The organism is Rickettsia japonica YH (genome assembly GCF_000283595.1).
GTDB lineage: Bacteria > Pseudomonadota > Alphaproteobacteria > Rickettsiales > Rickettsiaceae > Rickettsia > Rickettsia rickettsii.
Map to the genome: position 1 here is coordinate 224,056 of NC_016050.1, position 19,841 is coordinate 243,896.

Consider the following 19,841-nt stretch of genomic DNA (forward strand, 5'->3'; position numbering starts at 1 on the left):
AAATATATGAAATATAACCGTATTTATATTAATAGTCGTTTAGCTGAAAATAGCAAGATAGAATTAGCAAGTGATCATGTTCATTATGTCAAAACGGTGCTACGTCTTAAAGTAAATGATGGCTTACGTCTCTTTAACGGTACGGATGGAGAATTTCTAGCACAAATTAACGATATAGGTAAAAATAACCTATCGGTTAGACTTAAAGAACAGTTAAAAAAGCCTTATACAGAATCTACGTTAACTCTTGCTGTTGCTATAATAAAGCAAGATAAATTAATGCTTGCAATAAATATGGCTACGCAACTCGGTATAACTAAAATTATTCCGTTAATTACTAGGTGGTGTCAATTGAGATCGGTAAATATCGAACGTTTAACGAAATGTGTTATTGAGGCAACAGAGCAATCAGAACGTCTTACTCCCCCGATAATTGAAAAAGCTATCACAATACAAGATTATCTAAAAAAGAATAATAATTTGATGTTATATGCTAATGAACATGAAAAAGAAGAAAATTCTATATTACGCATTTCATCATCACTTAGTAATAGTGATATAACTATTATTGTAGGACCGGAGGGAGGCTTTACTAATGATGAGCTGGAACTTCTTGCCTCATATAAGAATACAAAATCTATAAGTTTAGGAAGTAATATATTACGTGCTGAAACAGCAGCAATAACTGCTATAGCACAAGTGAGGTTGTTAGGTCGTCATTGCGAGGAAATTGCATAGCAATTGAGGAAGTAATCTCAGGAGTTTGTTATGATTTCATGAGATTGCCACGCAGCCTACGGCTGCTCGCAATGACGAAAAGGTAGAGTTACTTCACCTTTTCTATTTTGGGTTTACAAAATAGCTTACCTAAACAAAGGAAAGAATATACACCACAAAAGCCTATAATTATATAAAGTATTGTAACAATAATTGGAAATGAGCCAAATAAAAGTGTGACTAAATTAAAATTAAATAATCCGACTAAGCCCCAATTTATAGCACCTATAGAAGATAATAAATGTACAGTAGTAATAAGTGGATTATTAGAAGTATTTATTAACATATTTAAGCTCCTTTTAGTTAAACGTAAAAGACCTTGTTGCATGGCTCATACCTCTGTTATCCCACAACTTGATAGCGGGGTCCAGTTAAAATACTAAAATTACTAGTATTATGGGTTACATTTTTGGATCCCGTGGTGAGGCCTCGGGGTGACACTATATGCGTTTTCCGAGCTATGCAACAAAACTAACGTAAAATAATCATTTCTCATTTTGAGCTATATGTATACTAAATTTTATAATAATTTATTAATCCTTCTTAAAAGTTTGATATATTACAGGTATGACAAAAATTGTAAATATAGTACCGATGCTTAATCCTCCAACTATTACAAAGCCTATAGAATTACGAGCAGCAGCACCAGCCCCGTCTGCAAAAACTAGAGGTAAAGCTCCGACTACGGTAGCAAGAGTAGTCATAAGAATTGGACGTAAGCGAAGTTTTGAGGATTCTATTATAGCTTCTTGAACCTTTACTCCTTTTGCTCTTAGCTGATTAGCAAATTCTACTATCATAATAGAATTCTTAGTAATTAATCCAATTAAAGTAATAAGTCCTATATTACTATACATATTAAGGCTATTACCGGCAAGCCAGAGAGCAAGTACACCGCCGGTTATTGAGAAAGGTACGGCGAGTAATATTAATAAAGGGTCAGTAAAGCTTTCAAATTGAGCTGCAAGCACTAAATAGATAAATATAAGAGCAAACACAAATGTTATAAGCATATTACTGTCTGCCTCTCTCATTTGTTTAATTTCTCCTATATATTCAATTATAGTATTACTAGGATCAAGTAACTTAGCGGCTATTTTATTGATTTCATTAATTGCATCATCAATTTTCCCGTCAGGAGCAAGATCGGAAGAAATAGTAACGGATTTTGAATTATTATAATGATTATATGATTTTACTGATATTTTTTCCGTAATATTGGCTATCGATTCAAGCGGTAACATATTATTATTTTTTGCTCTGATTAAAATTTTACTAAAATCGCTAATATCTTTTCGATCTTTTTGATTAAATTGTAATATAACGTCATATAAATCATTACTCATTCTAAAATGCCCGAGTTGTTGACCTGCAAGTAAATATTGTACCGTTTTGCCTATATTTGCCAAATCCATTCCGTATAAATAAGCCTTATCACGGTTGACTTCTATACTTATAGTCGGCATTGCCGATTGTAAATTTCTATTGACGTTTAAGAAAATAGGATTTGTTTTCATTATATCAATAAATTGTTGTGATATTTTATCTAGATCATCATATTCAAGGTTTGTTTGAATAGTAAACTCGATAGGGCTACGTGCATTCCCGCTAACCATTGAACGTGGATCCATAGCGCAAATCGACATGCCCGGTATTTCAGAAAACTGCTTATTTAACATATTCTTAATAGTTTCTTGGGAACAAGAACGCTCACCCCAATTTTTTAGAGGAATGAATCCAAAAACATTATCGCTACCGCCTGCACCTATTACCATCAGATAACCTAATATATCTTTATAATTAGCAAGGATTTTTTCGGCTTCTTTCACTACTTTAGTAGAAGATTCTAAATTAGAACCTTCAGGACCTTTAAGAGAAACTTGTAAAAATCCATCATCTTCTTGGGGTACGAAAATTTTTTGAGTAAATTTAAAACTAATAATCAGCACTATAAATGATGATGCAATAATGATGACAAATTTCTTTTTATTGTCAAAAGTTAGCTTTAGATAGTAAATATATTTATTTTGAATAAATTTTAGAATGTCGTTAAACTTTACTAAGAATTTTGGTAAGTCCGTATTATGTTTTGTAACCATACGACTTGACATCATAGGAGTTAAAGTTAAAGCAACAAATCCTGAGAATAAAACACAAAATGCTAAAGTCCAAGCAAATTCAATAAATAATTTCCCGATAAAACCCTCTATAAAACCCACGGGTAACAATACGGCAGCAAGCGTAATAGTCATAGCAATGATTGCAAAGCCGATTTCTTTAGAAGCAAGCATAGCCGCTTCCATGGGTTTATGCCCCATTTCATTATATCTAAAAATGTTTTCAAGCATAACTATCGCATCATCTACCACTAAACCTATAGCAAGTATCATAGCAAGGAGCGTAAATATATTAATAGAAAATCCAAAAGCATACATTACGCTAAAAGTACCGATCAACGATACCGGAATCGTTACAAACGGAATTAAGGTAATTCTAGCAGAAGCAAGAAATAAATAAGTGACTAAAACTACTAATATTAAAGCTTCAAAAATTGTTTGAAATACTGCATAAATTGATGCTTTTACAGGTGTTGCTCCATCATATGCGATACCCATGCTTATTCCTTTGGGCATGGATTCTTTAATTCTTTCTAGTGCTTTAGTTACTTCATGTGATAAATCTATGACGTTAGCTTTTGATTCTTTTATAAGACCAAGGGCAATAGAGCTTTTGCCGTTATATCTAAAAATTATGTCCTCATCGGGAGAAGTTAAAGATATTTTTGCTATATCTCGTAATTTTATGATACCTCCGTTTTGTACTTTTAGAATAATATTACCGAATTCTTCCGGTGTAGATAAAGAACCTTCAAGAGTTACTATAAAATTATTGCTTTTTGTTTTAATCGTACCTGCGGGATAATCTTTATTTTGCTCTTTTATTGCGGATTCAATCTCCAATAAAGAAATTTTATGTTGATATAATTTTTTAGAATCGGGTTCTATTCTCATTATATATTCCCGACCGCCGTAAATTTGTGACTGTCCTACGCTTTCAAGTTTATCTAACGGTGTTTGTAGATTATCTTCGACGATCTTTGTTAATTCTAAATCGCTATATTGATCACTTTCAACGCTTATGAAGAGGCTTGGGAAATTATTGGCATCAAGTTTTGCAACTGACGGGGCTTTCATATCTTGCGGGAACATATAAGTGATATCCGATATTTTGGCACGGACATCGTTTAGTGCTACTTCAATATCGGTAGATAATAGAAACGATAAAGTAATACTACTTTCGCCGTTAGAACTTTGAGAAGTTATATAATCTAAATTTTTAACCGTCTTTAAAGCTTTTTCTATACGTGTCGTTATTTCTTGCTCCATATATAAGGCATCGGCACCTGCATAATGAGCTTCGACATTTATAATAGGAACTGAAATATCTGGAGTACCTCTAATTTGTAGTTTGGTAAAAAAAATTGCTCCAAGAGCTACAATAACCAAATTCAAAACTGTAGCAAAGACAGGGCGTTTAATACAAATTTCAGACAATAACATTGGATTTAATATATTTTTCTTTAAAAATTTTATTCTAAATTAATGTGAATAGCGAATTATTACATAATCTGCTATTCGGTTAGAAATATTCTATATAAAAGGTGAAAGACGGTTTCTACTTTTTATGTAAATTAAGTATATATTGTTTTTTATTAAAAAACTTATAATTTTTTATAGAGTAGAAAATTAGTTTTTGTAATTTACTACTGACAATAAATTAGGGTTTTAATGATAAATTTTCACTATAACTGATGTAAAATGGCTACATTTTTCTATAAATTAATATAATAACGTATATATTTTAAACTTTGTAAATAACTGGCATTTGCAGTATGTGGGTAGTTTGTTATAATTAACTCACATAAAAAATATATTGATGTATATTATTGCCAGTTGTATATATTGTTTTATAAAAAAACATCAATACATATTAACCTATCAAAGGAGAATTGATTTTATTATGAGTACACATAACAAAAAAGAACCAAAAAAAATGAATAAAACCGAATTTATAGCATTTATGACCGACCATGGTCATAATCATAAACATGCTTCACATAAAACATTAACAAAAGCTGAGGCCGAGAAAGCACTGAATTTAGTTCTTGATAGTGTGATTAGTGCTATAAAGAGTCACCATAATATTAATATAACAGGTTTCGGTTCATTTGAAATACATCATAGAAAAGCACGTGAGGGTCGTAACCCAAAAACTGGAGCAAAAATGAAAATAGATGCTTACAATCAACCTACTTTTAGAGCCGGAAGAAAAATGAAAGAAGCTTGTAATTAAAAGCAGTAACGTATTTACAGTACTAATAATTTCCGAACCCCGTTACACGCTTGCGGGGTGACACTAGAAAAACCGGCTCATGCGATAATGCTCTGCAAAAGTCGGAATGATATAGAATACTTCTTAAGTACAATTCATAATGATATTACAACCATTGATAATTGAACGTCTAGAGTTTAACTTAAAACATAATAAGCTATACAATAGTTGGCTTATCGAAGCCGAAAATATAGAGCAAGCTTTAAAAGATTTAGAAGAGTTTATATATATTAAGCTTTTTAAGAATAGCATTCCTCTTGCAAATAATCCTGATTATCATTTCATCGCTAGGGAAACTTCAGCTACATCTAATGCTAAAAATATTTCTATTGAACAAATAAGAAAATTACAAGACTTCTTAAGTAAAACTTCTGCAATTTCAGGTTATAAAGTTGCAATAATTTATTCGGCGGATCTTATGAATTTGAATGCAGCGAATTCATGCTTAAAAATTCTTGAAGATGCACCAAAGAATAGTTACATTTTTTTAATTACTTCAAGAGCTGCAAGTATTATTTCTACAATTAGATCAAGATGTTTTAAAATTAATGTTAGATCACCTATCCATCATACTAAAAACGAATTATATTCCAAGTTTATTCAGTCGATAGCAGATAACCAAACGTTAGATTTTATTAATCGCTTTACTACTAAAGACCGAGAATTATGGCTAGATTTTATTGATAATTTATTATTATTAATGAATAGAATCCTTAAAAAATCTGCCAATGTTAATATTGAACTTCTAAATTTGGAAAATAAGATTTTTAATAAACTATCAAATAGACACCCTTCATATTTACTGCAAAAATTTACCAACATAAAAAAGTTAATATATAATACCATTGATTATGATTTGGACTTAAAAACAAGTTATATATTAGTGGTGAATGAGTTTTCTAGTAATTAACACGATAATCACTACGTTCCTTTCTATGTTATCCATAAAACAACAAAATATATTGAGATACTCTTTTTTTTTTAAATAGTTAATAGATATTCAAGATAGAAAGCGGCTTCCCTCTAGAATATAAATTTAATTTATGTTTTATTTTGACTATTGTTCATTTACTCGTAGTATATATTAGGTTTTAGGAACTTTATAAATTAAATTATTTGCATGTTTAAAACTTTAACACAAAATTTAACGAAGATTTTTGATAAGCTAGTTAGCTCAGGCATTTTGACGGAAGCCCAAATAGATGTTGCTATGCGGGATATAAGAGTGGCTCTTTTAGAGTCAGATGTTGCATTACCGGTGATAAAAGATTTTATAGCGGAAGTTAAACAGAAAGCTTTAGGGCAGGAGATTATTAAGTCTGTTTCACCTGGACAGATGATAATTAAAATTATCCATGAAGAGATGATCAATCTCTTAGCTTCAAGTAAAAGTGAGACAAAGCTAAATTTAAATTCAAAGCCGCCCGTAAATTTCCTAATGGTAGGGCTGCAAGGGAGTGGTAAAACTACGGCGAGTAGTAAGCTTGCTTTACGGCTTAGAAATCAAAATAAGAAAGTTTTACTTGTTTCTTTAGATACTTACAGACCGGCCGCACAAGAGCAACTCGCTATACTTGCAAACTCAGTACAGATTAATTCATTACCTATTGTGCAAGGTGAGAAACCCCTCGATATTGTCAAAAGAGCTATTGCCGAGGCTAAAATTTCTGCTTATGATGTCGTAATTTATGATACGGCAGGTCGTACACAAATTGATAAAGCTATGATGGAGGAAGCGCTTGCAATAAAAAAGATAGTGGAGCCTACAGAAACTTTGTTAGTAATCGACAGTATGACAGGGCAGGATGCAGTAGTTACGGCAAGTAGTTTTAATGAAAAGTTAGAAATTTCAGGATTAATTTTATCTAGAATTGACGGCGATTCCAAGGGTGGTGCAGCACTCAGTGTAAAATATATTACTAAAAAGCCGATTAAATTTTTAAGTAGCGGTGAAAACCTAACTGATTTAGAAGAATTCGATGCTGAACGTTTAGCTTCGCGAATACTGGATATGGGTGATATTGTCTCTTTTGTTGAAAAAGCAGCTAGTATCGTTGATAGAGAAGAAGCTGAAAAAACGGCAGCTAAATTAAAAAAGGGTAAGTTTGACTTAAATGATTATCTTCAGCAAATGAGAAGTATAAAAAAAATGGGAGGTTTTGGAAGTATACTTAGTATGTTACCGGGTAGCGGTAAAATTATGGATCAAATAGATCAATCAAAATTAAATAGTAAAATAATTGAACATCAAGAAGCAATTATTTTATCTATGACGCCAAAAGAACGTAAAAATCCCGATATAATTAATGCTTCTCGTAGGAAACGTATAGCTGCTGGAGCAGGAACTACGGTACAAAAGGTAAATATTTTGCTAAAGCAATATAAACAAATAAGCGAGATAATGAAAAAAGCCAGTAAAATGAATCCTAAAAATCTATTACGTAGCGGAATTGGAAAATTGTTTTCTTGAATTTATATTATATCTACATTATGTCATTCCTGCGAAGGCGGAAATCCAGTCAAGCATATAAAAACAAGTGTTTGTATGGTTATTTTATCAAGTATGTAACTTCTGTAGCAATATTGAAGTTATTTTTCTGGATTCCCGCCTACGCGGGAATGACATCGAGTAGGTTTTCCGATCCATGCAACAATGCCGACTTGATCGCGGGATCCAGTTAAAAATACTAAAATTATATGGATCCTGTGGTCAAGCCACGGGGTGACCTTTTCCTTAAGTTGACACCCATGTGTCTTCGCAGGAATGACATCGATGTTTTTTTTAAACTATCCAGTAGTATAATAAGTAACACATATTGACCTAGTATTAAATTTAATTAATTTTTAATTTCAAAGCATTTGCAAAAAATGTATAAATATTGATCAAATAATTGGCACTATCTTTTAAATCACTACCACTACCATGCCCACTATATACACTTCCTAGAAAGTAAGTTTTAGTATTTGGGTTTTTCTCAAGCACATACTCAAAAATTCTTCCATGTCATGGGTTTACACACTGCTCTAATACTGAATCTGTAATTAACACAGCTTGGTATTTTTGCGTTAAAGATCAATTCTCTAGTGGTGCATATTTTTTGATATGTACTAAATCTTCTACTTTGGATCACCATATTCTGTAACCCATGAATGTCCTGCTCCGAATTCTTTATATCGTATCAAGTATCGGCACTTCACATGCTATAGCTCCAAATAAATCAGGACGCTGCGTCATTGCAACACTTACTAGCAATCCGCCGTTACTTCCTCCTTTAATTCCTAAATACTCAGGGCTAGTAATATTTTGCTTTATTAAATCCTCTGCTACTGCAATAAAATCATTCAATCCGGTTTGACGTTTTATTCCTTGAGTCGCCTTATGCCACTCAGGACCAAACTCTCCGCCACCTCTAATATTAGCAAGAACACTAACCCCGCCATGTTTAACCCATACTTCATTTTCCATGCGAGAGAAATATGGAGAGTTGATTACTTGAAAACCGCTGTATGCTTCAAGTAATGTTGGATTCTGACCATCAAATTTTGTACCTTTTTTATAGACAATAAAATATGGTATTTTAACTTCATCTGAGCTTGTAGCTTCCTTTTGATCTATAACATAATTTTTGCTATCAAACGGATATAAAGGCTTTCTAATAACTTTGAATTCATGAGTTTTATCCTATAAATAGATAGTGGGAGGAACTATAGAATTTTCTATAGTAATTAATGCATCTTCTTCCTCATCATCAGACAATATACCAAAAATTGTATTTTCATAAGACAGTAAAGTTACCGGTTTTGTCCATTCATTATTTTCTAATGTAAATGTTACTACTTTTGAAATAACATTCTCATAGCTAGTTAAAAATACCGTATCTTTAGTCATTCCTACAAAATACAATACTTCCCTCTCTGTTGGGGTAAATAATATTTTTAAGCTAGCTTTATCGCTATCTTCTTTTAGAAGATCAGCGTATTGTATGGTAACAAGTGAACCTGCTTTATATTACTATCTTTAAATTGCCAATCGGAACGCAGTAGCCAAAATACATATTATTTAAAAGAACCTTCAGGTGTTGCATCTGATGGCATATTTATTTTTTGTAATTTTAAGCTCTCATCTTTAGTATCTAAAATATAATTATCGTAATTATAAAAATCCTTATCTGCAGATATAAATATTAAAGATGAAGAAATATTATCGGATAAAAGCTTACTGTATAGGTTCTCCTCGCTTCCATATGTAGAGCGAGCTAGGATATAAAGAGTCAGTCACTTCCTCTTGATGTAAAACTGGATAAATATAATAGTATCTTGATCAACCCAAGTAGGGACAGTAAATTTACCTTCTAGTAATTTTCCGCTACTTGTTTTTGGCTCAAAACCATTTTTTACAAAATCTTTTTTCTCTAAATCCCATGTTCTAAAAAACATCTCATCCTTACCGCCAAATGACATGGTAATTAAGAAACGATTAGGGTTTTGAAAACAATCACTCCCACCTCAATACATTACTTTTTTACCGAGTTTTTGGGATAATTTATCAAAATCGATTAGAACTTCCCAATTTAGTTTATCTTTCGAGTAATTCTCAACCAATGTCCTACGCCATAACCCTTGCGGGTTTTTATAATCCATCCAAAAATTATATACGTAACCTTTACGTATAGCACCAAAAGGAGTGTTGCTTTGATCATAGCAAACAGATTCTATTTCTTTCTTAACTACCTTATAAGTAGGCATAGATTGGCAAGCCTTTTCTGTTTTATCAGTATGCTCTTTTGCCCATTTTAGAGCTTCAGCTTCTTCTAGAAATTTAGTGTCTGTTGGGTTATATATTTGTTCATTATTACTTCCCATAGCTTGAACACAAAAAGTTAATAAAAAAATTATAAAATAGTGGGTAATTTTTTTTTCATAATTTTAATAATATCTATTAAATTAAAAGCTTTATTTAAAGTTTGCTTTGAATTAGAATAGTATTTTATCATACACCTTGAATAAAATCAAAGAAAATGCTAGGTTTTGTGGACATTGCTAATTGATTTGTTATTTTGAGGTCTTTTTTAGCGAAAATTAATAAGATTTTTGTAGAAATAGTTATTCATATTTCAAAAAAATCTTATAATTTGTAGCAAAAAATAACCAAAATTAAATCTTTTTAGAAATGTCCACAAAACCTAAGCTAGCACTAGCAAAAATACAAAATATGAGAGTTATGGCTAATGATTTAAGTATTTATATTCATTGGCCTTTTTGTTTGTCAAAATGTCCGTATTGTGATTTTAATTCTCATGTAGCAAGTACTATAGATCATAATCAGTGGCTTAAATCTTATGAAACTGAAATTGAATATTTTAAGGATATTATTCAAAATAAATATATAAAATCTATTTTTTTTGGGGGCGGTACTCCCTCTTTAATGAATCCTGTAATAGTTGAAGGAATAATAAATAAAATCAGTAATCTAGCAATTATTGATAATCAAACCGAGATAACTCTAGAAACTAATCCCACATCCTTTGAAACTGAAAAATTTAAAGCATTCAAAGCCGCCGGAATTAATCGTGTTTCAATAGGAGTGCAATCCTTAAAAGAAGACGATTTAAAAAAATTAGGTAGAACTCATGATTGTATGCAGGCCATTAAAACAATTGAGGCGGCAAATACGATTTTTCTACGAGTGTCATTTGATTTAATATATGCACGTAGCGGTCAGACATTAAAAGACTGGCAAGAAGAATTAAAACAAGCTATGCAGCTCGCTACCTCACATATTTCTCTTTATCAATTGACTATCGAAAAAGGTACGCCGTGTTATAAATTATTTAAGGAGGGTAATCTGATTTTGCCGCATTCAGATGCGGCAGCTGAAATGTATGAATGGACGAATCATTATCTAGAATCTAAAAAGTATTTTAGATATGAAATATCCAATTATGCTATGATAGGGCATGAATGTTTGCATAATTTAACTTATTGGAATTATAATAGCTATTTAGGTATAGGCCCCGGAGCTCATAGTAGAATCATTGAATCCTCAAGTTCGGTATCGGCCATTATGATGTGGCATAAACCTGAAAAATGGTTAGATTCGGTTAAAACAAAAAATGTTGGTATTCAAACTAATACTAAGTTAGCACATCAAGAGATTATTGAAGAAATGCTAATGATGGGTTTACGCCTTAGCAAAGGTATAAATATTTCTACATTAGAGCAGAAATTAAACACGAAATTAGAGAATATTTTAGATATGAATAATCTTAAGCATTATCAAGCGTTAGACTTAATTAGACTAGATGAAAATATCTATCTTACCGACAAAGGTTTAATGCTGTATAGCTACATAGTACCTAGATTGATTATATGAAAATTATTCAAGTAATTTTAAAGTTTATAATTATTTTTATTATTTCTTCTATTCATGTTATGGAATGTAAACTTGAGTTTAAAAAAGATATATGTGAATGGTGTTGAGTATGATCAAAAAGTCGGAAATCCAATTACACCGATAGCAGATGCTATTAAAGCAGATAATATTGATGAAGTAAAAAAATATTAGATGAGGGATATGGAGTAAATCAACCATATTTGGGCTGGACTCCTTTAGATTATGCTATATCGAATAATAATATATTGCCGATTTTTTATTAAAGTGTGGTGCACCTATGAATTTAATCCATATAAATATAGGATTTATGAAGCCGGAAATTGCCAAACTTTATAATTAATCAGGGAATGAGTCCTAATTTAAGATATGAAGACGGTATTACCGGAATGATGCTAGCCGCAGAAAGAAATAATCTTGATTTAATAAAACTTTTGCTTAAGTTAGGTGTTAATCCTAATGTTCAAAATTCTAAAACCGGAATGACTTCCCTTATTATGCATCATCATATCTTAATGTTGAACCTACTCGTATTTTATTAGAATATGGAGCGGATCAAAAAATTAAAGATTGCAAAGAGAAAAGAGCTTTAGATTGGATAGTGGTGGATGCTAATAGAACTTTACATGCTTCTGACGCAGAATACTATACTGCTTTATTTGTTGCTCCATTTAAAACTAAACTAAAAATTATAAAAGAAAGAAATAGCATAAAGACTCAAAACAAAGAAAAGCAATAAAAAAGCTTCTCAATTCTCACCGTTAAATTTTTGTAGCGTTTCTATTTATACTTCACAAGTTAGGATAAAAACCTATCTTAATTTTCTGCCTTATGTTCTGTATCTGTCATTGCAAGAAAATTGCATAGCAATTGACGAAGTAAGGAAGAGAAAAAATCCTGATTTACAGAATTTTTTTTATTATTTTTTGGGGAGTGCTATGCAGTCTACGACTGCGATGTTGTTAGCCCGATTAAGATATCTTGGTAGCTCAATTGATTTAATATACCTTTAAGGCTAATATATATTATAGGTAGATTCTCATGTCCTTTATGTACAATCTCCCAAATTAAATAGTCAACTATAGGAGATAAGTTATCACTCTTCTTGGTCATTTGGACGGTATGCAGCATCTACATGCCAATCTCAATCATTATACAGCGATTGAGAGTTACGTTCATTATGCGCATTACGTCTTGGTGCTACTGCTCTAATAATATTCTTATCTTCTTTATATAATACAGGCAAACTACCAATTATCCCTATTACTCCATACATATGACAAATTAATTTTTCTATTCCGCTAATCCGTACCTCACCGTCATAGGGAGTCATTATATTATAATTTTTATTGATATTTTTTATATGTATAATTTCTGCATTATTATTTACGGCATCTTTAATTTCTTTTGTATAATTTACATATTTTGTATCTACTCAATATAAATCTTTGTTTTCTTTCAACCAGCTAGTTAATCTAACGATTTTATTGTTTAAATTTTCTAATTTTGCTATACAAGTTTTTTCATCTAAAAATTTCCTCCAAACATCATAGCACGCATTATTATAGTCAATATTAGTATCTTCAATGATGAAATAAAATACCTATAGTATTAATATGAGCATCTTCTATTCAAAGTATAGGATGTACTATTTCATATATTTTTTCTTTTGGGAATATTGCCTCTACTTTATTAGAATCACCTTGTAAAAATTCTATTCTATTATCTTCTTTTTGATAACTATATTTTAATTTTGCTTTTCCTTGGATTCCCGCTTTCGCGGGAATGACATAAAAAGCCTTTTTCAATTCAGACAACAATGCTTATAGTTGCTCGCAATGACAATGTCTGGTCTTATTAGCAATATCATTAAGATAAATATACTTCCTTATCTAAAGTATCTTCACTGTTATCTATAATCATAGTAATTGTTGCATCGCCGGTAATATTGATAGTAGTACGTAGCATATCAAGTATTCGGTCAATACCAGCAATAATTGCTACTCCCTCTATAGGTAAGTGAACCGAAGAAAGAACCATAGGAAGCATTATCAAAGAGGCACCGGGAATACCGGCACCACCGATAGATCCAAGTGTTGAGGTGAGAATAATGACTAAATAGTCGTGAGGAGCAAGCGTTACTCCCATCATCTGAGCAAAAAATATGGTGGTAAGAGATAAATTTATAGCAAAGCCGTCCATATTAATTGACGCACCTATCGGAAGTACGAACGAAGTACTAGACTCTGAAATGCCAAGCTTTTCACGACAAACTTGCATAGTAGTTGCAAGAGTTGCCTTACTGCTTGAAGTAGAAAAAGCAAGTATCTGATACTCAAAACTTTTCTTATAAAAAGGTATAGGTGAAACACGACAGAATACAAATATAAGTAAGCCAAAAACTAAATATTGGAATGTCATCGCCACAACTACCGCTACAACAAGTTTCGATAAACTAATCATTACCTCAACTCCCTGCATGCCTACAATCCAGCCTGTTAAAGCAAAAGCACCGTAAGGGGATAATTGAATAACAAACGATATCATTTTTAATATTAATTTTGACATTACATGAATTAAATCAGTAATAGGTTCACCGATAGATTTCATTTTGTTTAAGGTAATTCCAACAAAAATAGCAAAAAATACAACTTGTAAGACATCACCGTTTGCAAAAGCCCCAACAGCATTATCAGGGACGATATTTACAAAAAAATCAATTATATTAAATGAAGTTCTGCTTGTCGTTCCTGAAGAGGTGAAATCTATATGTACGCCTACTCCTGGCTTTAATACTAAGGCAACAGTGAGTCCAAAAACCGTGGCAAAAAAAGTAGTACCTAAAAAAGCGGCTACCGCTTTCATTCCTACTCTACCAAGGGCAGAATCATCATTCATACTAGTGATACCGGAAACCAAACTGAAGAAAATTAAAGGGGTAATGATCATTTTTATCAAACGTAAGAAAATGTCACCGATAGGTTTAATATAATTAACATATTGTGGTAAGTATATACCAAATATAATACCTAAGATTAACCCTAAGGTAACTTTTTGCCATAATTTCATAATTTACTTACTTAATTTTTAAATTTGCTCAACTATAAGTTTATTTATTATTGTGGTTAATCCATTCTAAGTACTTTTGAAAGCCATAGTCAATATTTATTTTTATTATTTGCGGTAATTCATAATTATGAATTTCAAGGAGTTTATTTTCAATTTCATTATAATTAGAAGATTTTGTTTTAATTACAAGTCTATATTCAGTTTCTAAAGTTACTCTACCATCCCATCTAAAGTAACTTTTGACATCGTCAATTTGAATGCAGGCAGTAAGATTTAATTCTAACAAAACAGATGCTATTTTCTCGGCAATTTGCAAATCATTAGTAGTAGTTAAAATTAAACAGCAATCTTGCATGCCTAAACCTCAACAAAACAATTCGGTGTTTCATATAGTTTGAGGCTCGTTACGAAGAAGTTTTGACTTACGAAAAGTTTAGGAAAAATTTCATTCTTTAAATGCGTCGCTATATTTTCTGCAGTCGGGTTATTTTGCATGTAATATATTTTTTGACCGGTACAATTTTCTATTTGCTGCCCCATTTCCTTATCATCTTGATGTAGGATTAAGCTATGATCAAAATTTTCATCAATCCATTTTTTAGCTAAATCCTTAATTAAACCAAAATCGATTACCATACCAAGTTTATCGGTTTTGTTTGCGGCTATAGCGATCTCAAGAACATAGCGATGACCGTGCAGGAATTGACATTTATTTTGATGTTCTATAATTCTATGTCCTGCATCGAACTCAATACGACGAGTACATTTTATCATTATTATATACTTCCTTTCTTTGAATGATTTTACTTTTTTTTCAAAGAGTAAAAACGGGACCACGTCATTGTGAGGAAAATTACGAAGTAACTGACGAAGCAATCTCAGGAGTTTGGTTATGATTCCATGAGATTGCCACGCAGCCTACGGCTACTCGCAATGACAATTGTTTACAAATTTAACAATAACTTTTCAGGATTCTCAATAAGCTGCTTAATTTTTACCAAGAACGATACTCCTTCTTTCCCGTCAATTATACGATGATCGTAAGATAAAGCTATATACATCATCGGACGTATTTCAATTTTACCGTCTATAACTACAGCTCTTTCCTCGGTTTTATGTAAGCCTAGAATACCTGATTGAGGAGGATTAATAATCGGTGTAGATAATAATGAGCCATATACGCCTCCGTTAGAAATCGAGAATGTCCCACCTGACAAATCAGCAATAGAAAGCTTACCCTCACGAGCTTTTTTAGCCAAAATTCCTATAGCTTTCTCCACTTCGGCAAATCCCATTTTATCGGCATCCCTAACAACTGGTACAACAAGCCCTTGCTCTGTTCCGACAGCTACACCTATATCATAGTAATTTTTATATACTAAATCATCGCCATCTATTTCAGCATTTACCGACGGAATAAGCTTTAAAGCTTCAATTGTTGCTTTAACAAAGAAAGACATAAACCCAAGTTTCACAGTGTGCTTTTTCTCAAACTCTTCTTTATATTGATTACGCAAAGCAATTACTTTTGACATATCGATTTCATTAAAAGTAGTCAAAATAGCTGCTGTATTTTGTGAATCTTTTAAACGCTGTGCAATAGTTTTACGCAAGCGTGACATACGAACACGCTGCACTCTTTCTTCATTAGATTTACTTATTGCAGGAGCAGAAGTAGCCGTAGTGTTTATTGTTGCAAGCACGTCACCTTTGGTAATTCTACCGTCTCTACCTGTTCCTTTTATATTATTGGGGTCAAGCTTATTTTCGGTAACTAATTTTTGTACAGAAGGAGCAAGAGTATTATTAGCCACGGTAGGTTTTTCTGAAGTAGGTTGTGTTACTGCTTGAGCTTTAGCAGATTCATTATTAGTACCGGCAGTATTTGCAGCTGCCCCTTCATTTATTTCGCCTATTTCTTCGCCAACTGCTACATTTGCACAGTCAGTTTTCGATATTTTACCTATAGTACCATTGCAAGGAGCATTAACTTCTAAAGTCACTTTTTCGGTTTCGATTTCTAACAGTAATTCATCGGTTCTAACCGAATCGCCTTCTTTCTTATACCATTTGGCAATAGTTGCTTCCGTTATGGACTCCCCAAGCGACGGTACTATAATTTTAACGCTCATAATTTATTTTACTCCTATATTTGTATAGCATAGCCCTGTATAGTTTTATCGTCATTGCGAGAAGACGCTATAAGCGTCGACGAAGCAATCTAAGGCAAATTCCTGAGATTACTACACTCCTTTTAGTCGCTTGCAATGATGATTATTAGGCAATACCCTAAGAATCATATTCCCAATGCTGCCCTTAATAGTTTCTCTTGCTGTTTATTATGTGCTTGCAGCGAGCCTACTGCCGGAGAGGCTGATTCCTCTCTACCTACATATTTAAACTCATTATTAATTCCTGCTTCTTTTAAAGCATCGTTTAAGTGAGAAACTATATAACACCAAGTTCCCATATTCTTTGGTTCTTCCTGACACCAAATAAATTCCTGCGTCCTATTATATTTTTTTAATAGCGATGCTACAAGTTTTTTTTCAAAAGGGTATAATTGCTCAAGCCTAATAATCGCTATATTACTGTTATTGCCACGCATTTCAAATAGATCGTAATATACCTTACCGCTGCATAAAATTACTTTAGTAATATTGTTTGTATCTACTTTAGTTACTTCATCTAAAACCGGTAAAAAAGTAGTATTTTCACCTAGCTCGTCAAGTTTAGATACGGCATATTTGTGACGTAATAATGATTTCGGCGACATTACGATTAAAGGTTTACGGGTATCATCAAGTATTTGGCGACGTAGCAGATGGAAAATCGAAGCAGGGGTAGTAGGGTATGTAACATACATATTATTCTCAGCCGCCAGTTGTAAGAACCTCTCAAGTCTTGCCGAACTATGCTCCGGTCCTTGTCCCTCAAATGCATGAGGTAACAAAACCACAAGCCCGCTCATACGAAGCCATTTAGTTTCGCTGCTTGAAATAAACTGGTCAAAAATAATCTGAGCTCCATTAGCAAAATCACCAAATTGTGCTTCCCATAAAACTAAATTTTTTGGGTTTGCGAGTGAATAACCATACTCAAAACCAAGCACCGCATATTCAGATAAATTACTATCGGCTACCTCGTATTTTGCTTGTTCTTTAGATAAATTATTTAGAGGTATATAGGTAGTACCATCAATTTGGTTGTGCAATACTGAATGACGATGCGAGAAAGTACCGCGTCCCGAATCTTGTCCGGTTAGCCTTATATTTGTGCCTGAAGCAAGCAAGCTCGCAAAAGCTAGCTGCTCTGCCGTCGCCCAATCAATAGGTTGATCAGCTGTTAGAGTGGCTTTTCGAGCTTTAAATAGTTTTACAATTTTTGGATTAACGGCAAAATCTTTCGGTATTTCGCATAGTTTAGTGCCTAAATCGTGTAATGTTTTTTTACTGATACCCGTTATTGTAGCTTGTGTACGAGTACGAGAAATACCTTGCCATAATCTGCCTAAGAAATGTGCTTCTTGCTTATAACTTTTTGCCTGCTTATATTCCTTATCTAGTTTTGCTTTAAATTCTTCTTTTAACTTAGCAAAATAATTATTGTCGATTATACCGCTTTTTACTAACTCATTTGCATAAATATTTCCAGGGGTCAGTTTGTTTTTAATAATGTTATACATCTTGCCTTGAGTATACATCGGCTCATCGCCCTCATTATGCCCATATTTACGGTAACAAATAATTTCTACTACAACATCCTTACCGAATTTCTGCCTGTATTCTACCGCAATATTGGTGGCTTTTAACACTGCTTCTATATCGTCACCGTTAACGTGTAAAATCGGGGCAGCTATGATTTTAGCAAACTCCGTAGAATATCTACTAGCTCTAGTATCTGCAGCATTAGCCGTAAAACCTAACTGATTATTAATGACGAAATGCAATATCCCGCCGATATCATAAGCAGCTAAAGGTGACATTGATAGACTCTCGGCAACCACGCCCTGACCGCAAAAAGCAGCATCGCCATGTACTAAAATAGCTTTGACTTTGCTGCGTTTAGTATCTCCAAGAATATCTTGTTTTGCTCTTACTTTCCCTGCAACTATAGGATTTACCGCTTCTAAATGTGAAGGGTTATCGGCTAGCGACAAGTGTATTTTCTTATCCTCTAGAGTTCTATCGGACGAATAGCCTAAATGGTATTTTACATCGCCTGAAACATTTAGCTCATCAGGAAATACGCTGCCGCTTATGAAGCCTGCAATAACGGCTTTATATGGCTTACCTACTACTTTAGTTAGAGTGTTTAATCTCCCTCGATGTGCCATACCGATAACGATTTCTGAGACGCCCTGATGCATGGATAAATCTATAGCTTTACTCATAGCAACGATAGAAGCATCACCACCCTCAATGGAAAAACGCTTAGCTCCGGGAAATTTTGTATGTAAATACTGCTCAAACCCTTCTACTTCTACTAAATCATTTAAGATACTTTTTTTGTCTTCAGAAGAAAACGTAATTTCGCTTTCTAGCTTATTATATAACCAGTTTTTTTCTGCTACATTTTCTATTTGCTCAAACTCTACACCTATAGAACCTGTATAAACTTTATCGAACTTGGTCACTAATTCAGATAATTTACAGTTCCAAGTACCGACAAATTCATCCGTAATATTGATATTTTCTTCTAGCTGACTGCTATCAAGACCAAAAGTTTCTATATTAAGTTTTAAATCATTTTTTGTTTTACGTAGCTCAAGACCAAGCGGATCAAGATTCGCTAAATAGTGAGCATGCTTGCGATAAGCATTGATCATTTCCTTAGCTTTTAAACTATTTAAGTCTTCAGACGATAAATTATTATTTAACGATTCTTTTTTTATTTCATCAGGGATAATTATTTTTGCCGTACTTTTATTGAGTAAAGTATTATTATCCTTAATGCAGGCAAAAAATTCTTGCCAAGTTTGATCAACCGAGGCAGGGTTGGCTAGATATTGCTTATATAGCTCTTCAACAAAAACAGCATTCCCGCCAAATAAATAACCTGTTTTTTTAAAGTCTTCTTCCATATTATTGTTTGTATTGTTTAGTTTTTGTCATAAGCCGTCATTGCGAGCGACTGCAAGGAGCGTGGCAATCTCAGCAATTCTTCCGAGATTGCTTCGTCAATTACTTCGTAATTTCCTCGCAATAACGAT

The 19,841-nt window shown here is 32.7% G+C and carries 14 protein-coding genes and 2 pseudogenes; 6 read left to right on the top strand and 10 right to left on the bottom strand.

What is annotated here, in order from left to right:
• Positions 1 to 6: 6 nt before the first annotated feature.
• Complete coding sequence (locus tag RJP_RS01145) at positions 7 to 738, top strand: 16S rRNA (uracil(1498)-N(3))-methyltransferase (RefSeq protein ID WP_014013918.1); 732 nt, start codon at positions 7 to 9, stop codon at positions 736 to 738.
• An 88-nt stretch (positions 739 to 826) separates the two neighbouring features.
• On the opposite strand, the gene RJP_RS01150 is transcribed toward RJP_RS01145, so the two are convergent.
• Together RJP_RS01150 and RJP_RS01155 are read right to left on the bottom strand one after the other, a co-directional pair.
• Positions 827 to 1,063 carry a DUF378 domain-containing protein gene (locus RJP_RS01150; protein WP_014013919.1) on the bottom strand — a complete coding sequence of 79 codons (237 nt, stop codon included), beginning with the start codon at positions 1,061 to 1,063 and terminating at the stop codon, positions 827 to 829.
• 247 nt (positions 1,064 to 1,310) lie between these two features.
• The gene (locus RJP_RS01155; protein WP_014120553.1) at positions 1,311 to 4,337 is read right to left on the bottom strand and encodes an efflux RND transporter permease subunit; all 3,027 of its coding nucleotides are present in this window, start codon (positions 4,335 to 4,337) and stop codon (positions 1,311 to 1,313) included.
• Positions 4,338 to 4,797: 460 nt separating this feature from the next.
• On the opposite strand from RJP_RS01155, the gene RJP_RS01160 reads away from it, so the two are divergent.
• From RJP_RS01160 to ffh, 3 genes are all read left to right on the top strand, one after another.
• Positions 4,798 to 5,130, top strand: coding sequence for an HU family DNA-binding protein (locus tag RJP_RS01160; RefSeq protein WP_014013921.1), 333 nt, complete (start codon positions 4,798 to 4,800; stop codon positions 5,128 to 5,130).
• A gap of 139 nt (positions 5,131 to 5,269) precedes the next feature.
• The gene (locus tag RJP_RS01165; protein WP_014120555.1) at positions 5,270 to 6,079 is read left to right on the top strand and encodes a PRK06581 family protein; all 810 of its coding nucleotides are present in this window, start codon (positions 5,270 to 5,272) and stop codon (positions 6,077 to 6,079) included.
• Between the two features lie 210 nt (positions 6,080 to 6,289).
• Positions 6,290 to 7,639 (top strand): signal recognition particle protein, encoded by a 1,350-nt coding sequence (gene ffh, locus RJP_RS01170; protein ID WP_014120556.1) that lies wholly within the window; start codon positions 6,290 to 6,292, stop codon positions 7,637 to 7,639.
• Positions 7,640 to 8,002: 363 nt separating this feature from the next.
• Here ffh and RJP_RS10150 read toward each other — a convergent pair.
• Positions 8,003 to 10,032, bottom strand: a pseudogene (locus tag RJP_RS10150) (prolyl oligopeptidase family serine peptidase).
• 307 nt (positions 10,033 to 10,339) lie between these two features.
• Between RJP_RS10150 and hemW the strand changes: the two are divergent.
• A complete protein-coding gene (hemW, locus tag RJP_RS01200; RefSeq protein ID WP_014120557.1) occupies positions 10,340 to 11,542 on the top strand; it encodes a radical SAM family heme chaperone HemW in 1,203 nt (400 codons plus the stop codon).
• A 221-nt stretch (positions 11,543 to 11,763) separates the two neighbouring features.
• A pseudogene (locus RJP_RS08570) lies at positions 11,764 to 12,102 on the top strand (ankyrin repeat domain-containing protein).
• 602 nt (positions 12,103 to 12,704) lie between these two features.
• Here RJP_RS08570 and RJP_RS01220 read toward each other — a convergent pair.
• The 7 genes from RJP_RS01220 to RJP_RS01250 form a co-directional block, all read right to left on the bottom strand.
• Complete coding sequence (locus RJP_RS01220; protein WP_024704456.1) at positions 12,705 to 12,893, bottom strand: hypothetical protein; 189 nt, start codon at positions 12,891 to 12,893, stop codon at positions 12,705 to 12,707.
• Between the two features lie 298 nt (positions 12,894 to 13,191).
• On the bottom strand, positions 13,192 to 13,377 hold the full coding sequence (locus tag RJP_RS01225) for a hypothetical protein (RefSeq protein ID WP_024704457.1): 186 nt from the start codon (positions 13,375 to 13,377) through the stop codon (positions 13,192 to 13,194).
• A gap of 52 nt (positions 13,378 to 13,429) precedes the next feature.
• Entirely contained in the window at positions 13,430 to 14,629 is a 1,200-nt protein-coding gene (locus RJP_RS01230) for a dicarboxylate/amino acid:cation symporter (protein ID WP_014120559.1), read from the bottom strand.
• Between the two features lie 40 nt (positions 14,630 to 14,669).
• A complete protein-coding gene (cutA, locus tag RJP_RS01235) occupies positions 14,670 to 14,984 on the bottom strand; it encodes a divalent-cation tolerance protein CutA (protein ID WP_014013932.1) in 315 nt (104 codons plus the stop codon).
• Between the two features lie 2 nt (positions 14,985 to 14,986).
• Complete coding sequence (locus RJP_RS01240; RefSeq protein ID WP_004996555.1) at positions 14,987 to 15,403, bottom strand: 6-pyruvoyl trahydropterin synthase family protein; 417 nt, start codon at positions 15,401 to 15,403, stop codon at positions 14,987 to 14,989.
• 170 nt (positions 15,404 to 15,573) lie between these two features.
• Positions 15,574 to 16,761 (bottom strand): 2-oxoglutarate dehydrogenase complex dihydrolipoyllysine-residue succinyltransferase, encoded by a 1,188-nt coding sequence (gene odhB / locus RJP_RS01245; RefSeq protein ID WP_014120560.1) that lies wholly within the window; start codon positions 16,759 to 16,761, stop codon positions 15,574 to 15,576.
• A gap of 164 nt (positions 16,762 to 16,925) precedes the next feature.
• Complete coding sequence (locus RJP_RS01250; protein ID WP_014120561.1) at positions 16,926 to 19,712, bottom strand: 2-oxoglutarate dehydrogenase E1 component; 2,787 nt, start codon at positions 19,710 to 19,712, stop codon at positions 16,926 to 16,928.
• Positions 19,713 to 19,841: the final 129 nt, after the last annotated feature.

Excerpts from the sequence above, each read along its gene's own strand:
- hemW (WP_014120557.1), top strand. The coding sequence starts at position 10,340 with ATGTCCACAAAACCTAAGCTAGCACTAGCAAAAATACAAAATATGAGA.
- ffh (WP_014120556.1), top strand. The coding sequence starts at position 6,290 with ATGTTTAAAACTTTAACACAAAATTTAACGAAGATTTTTGATAAGCTA.
- RJP_RS01165 (WP_014120555.1), top strand. The coding sequence starts at position 5,270 with ATGATATTACAACCATTGATAATTGAACGTCTAGAGTTTAACTTAAAA.
- RJP_RS01230 (WP_014120559.1), bottom strand. The coding sequence starts at position 14,629 with ATGAAATTATGGCAAAAAGTTACCTTAGGGTTAATCTTAGGTATTATA.
- RJP_RS01150 (WP_014013919.1), bottom strand. The coding sequence starts at position 1,063 with ATGTTAATAAATACTTCTAATAATCCACTTATTACTACTGTACATTTA.
- RJP_RS01220 (WP_024704456.1), bottom strand. The coding sequence starts at position 12,893 with ATGACTCCCTATGACGGTGAGGTACGGATTAGCGGAATAGAAAAATTA.
- odhB (WP_014120560.1), bottom strand. The coding sequence starts at position 16,761 with ATGAGCGTTAAAATTATAGTACCGTCGCTTGGGGAGTCCATAACGGAA.
- RJP_RS01250 (WP_014120561.1), bottom strand. The coding sequence starts at position 19,712 with ATGGAAGAAGACTTTAAAAAAACAGGTTATTTATTTGGCGGGAATGCT.
- RJP_RS01160 (WP_014013921.1), top strand. The coding sequence starts at position 4,798 with ATGAGTACACATAACAAAAAAGAACCAAAAAAAATGAATAAAACCGAA.
- RJP_RS01145 (WP_014013918.1), top strand. The coding sequence starts at position 7 with ATGAAATATAACCGTATTTATATTAATAGTCGTTTAGCTGAAAATAGC.
- cutA (WP_014013932.1), bottom strand. The coding sequence starts at position 14,984 with ATGCAAGATTGCTGTTTAATTTTAACTACTACTAATGATTTGCAAATT.
- RJP_RS01240 (WP_004996555.1), bottom strand. The coding sequence starts at position 15,403 with ATGATAAAATGTACTCGTCGTATTGAGTTCGATGCAGGACATAGAATT.
- RJP_RS01155 (WP_014120553.1), bottom strand. The coding sequence starts at position 4,337 with ATGTTATTGTCTGAAATTTGTATTAAACGCCCTGTCTTTGCTACAGTT.